The following is a 2,055-nucleotide window of genomic DNA, read 5'->3' on the forward strand; positions in this document are numbered from 1 at the left end:
AAAACATCGAAATTATACGGTAGAACAGGACGTTTTAATTTCTGACTTCAGATATGTCAGCGCGCCGTTGATCGTAAGCCCACGGGTCGGGCGGATCGTCAAGTCCGCTTCAAAGCCATAGATTGTCGATTTGGGAATATTGGCCAACGTGTCGAGCGCACCGAAAATATTGGGGTTGTCGATGATTTTCCCTCGGATCTGCTTGTCGCGATAATCATAGTAGAATGCCGCAGCATTCAAACCGATGACACGGTCGAGAAATTCCGTCTTGATACCCGCTTCATAGGCCGTGACCGATTCCTGGGTGACCGGTTTCAATGCTTTGGAAGTAGCGGCGGCAAGGCTTGGGAAGCTGCCTGCCTTGTACCCGCGAGACACGTTCGCATAGAGCAAACTGCTGTCGGTCATCTTGTAGTCGATGCCTGCCCGCCAAGACACATTATCTTCCTTTAGCGTTTGCAGGATGGGTGGGCCATTTCGAAAAGCAGCATCGAACGTGTAGCAGGCCGTTGGCGTCGGTGTTCCAAATAGCTTGTCAACATTTCCACCGGGAATCGTGAACCCGCAATTTTCATCTGCGATACGAGAATTTGTGTAGCGCGTTGCCAACTTCAGGGTCAGCTTCTCCGCAATATCATATTCACCGCTGGCAAATATGGCATAGTTTCTGATCTTCTGCTTATTGTTGACCTCGCTTCCATTGATATAGGCAGTCGCTGGATTGTAATTTGAGTTATCGAAATATCGCAGCAATTGGTCCTCAAACGTCGTGCTGTCCTCATAGTTCGCACCCAGTACCCAACGGAACGCACCGCGCGGGTCGTTAGCCAGCCGGAATTCCTGACTAAAAGACCGAATATACCCATCATTCTTCTGAAGATCGAAGGTAACGGCAGCGTTGCCGTCGCCGTCTGTTGTTTGGGTCTGGTCATAATCGGAATAGGATGTGAGCGACGTCAACGTGATGTCCGCGCCCAGTTCGACATCAGCGCGCATCGCAAGCTGATAGAATTTGCGATCCGCTCTTGGCGTGAAGTCGGTCGATTTTGCCGTGCCCGGCACGAAAGTGCCATCGGGATTTTGAACGCCGGTCGCCGGATCGGTAAGAAAGCTGCTCCAGTCCGCGGCGCGGGCCTTGTCGGGCGCGAATACCGATGTCGCCGCAAGTTTGACGGCGGTAGCGCCCTGCGGCCCCCCGGTGCGGATACCGATGAGTTGTTGCGCCTGCGGTTCCGATTTGTCGACCCAACCGTTGATGTTGAATGACAGCTTCACCCCCTCGGAAAGGTCCGCATCGATGAGCAGCCGCCCGGCGACATAGCTGGTCGCGCCATTGCGATCGCTTGGCCGGGTAACGCTATACTGCCACCCATCCGAATTCGCCCCGGTGACGGCGAGCCGCGCGCGGACGTTGGTGGCCAACGGACCGCTGATGAACGCATTGCCTTCTATCGCATTGAAGCGGCCATAGCTGATATCGCCGCCGGCTTCGAAACTGCTGGTGGGCTTTGCGGCGATATAGTTGATCGCACCGCCTGTGGAATTCTGCCCGAAAAGCGTACCTTGCGGCCCTTTCAGCACCTCGATGCGTTCAAGATCATAGGCCGAATGACTGGCCAATACCGGGAAAGGCAAGGGTGCCTGATCGATATAGACACTGACCGCAGGATAAACGCCCAGCGAGCTTTCGTTAAAGCCCACGCCGCGCAACGTATAAATGGGCGTATTGGTCGTGCTGGCCGAGTAGGACAGGCCGGGTATGATAGACGCAATATCTTCAAGCGATGAAACCTTGCGCTGTGCAAGCGCGTCGCCCGATATCGCCGTTATTGACAGCCCGACATCATTGAGATTTTGCTCACGCTTGTTCGCGGTCACCACAATATCGGCTGTCTGGGCCGCAGATCCCGTTGTTGACGGCGATTGTTGCGCGCTTGCAGGTAGCGCTATGGCGAGACAGCCAATGCTTGTAGAACACAAAAAATMTGATACTGTTCTTCATAACATCCCCTATTTGTTTCGATTTAATTTATTTATTTGTCTTTTCTTCGTTTC

1 protein-coding gene is annotated in these 2,055 nt (G+C 53.6%); it reads right to left on the reverse strand.

All coding sequences use genetic code 11. From position 1 onward, the window contains the following. Positions 1-12 precede the first annotated feature (12 nt). Positions 13-1,878 (reverse strand): TonB-dependent receptor, encoded by a 1,866-nt coding sequence (locus BF95_RS25020; RefSeq protein ID WP_161774439.1) that lies wholly within the window; start codon positions 1,876-1,878, stop codon positions 13-15. Between the last annotated feature and the right edge of the window lie 177 nt (positions 1,879-2,055).

This window comes from Sphingobium sp. Ant17, assembly GCF_000588875.1.
In the GTDB taxonomy this organism is placed as follows: domain Bacteria; phylum Pseudomonadota; class Alphaproteobacteria; order Sphingomonadales; family Sphingomonadaceae; genus Sphingobium.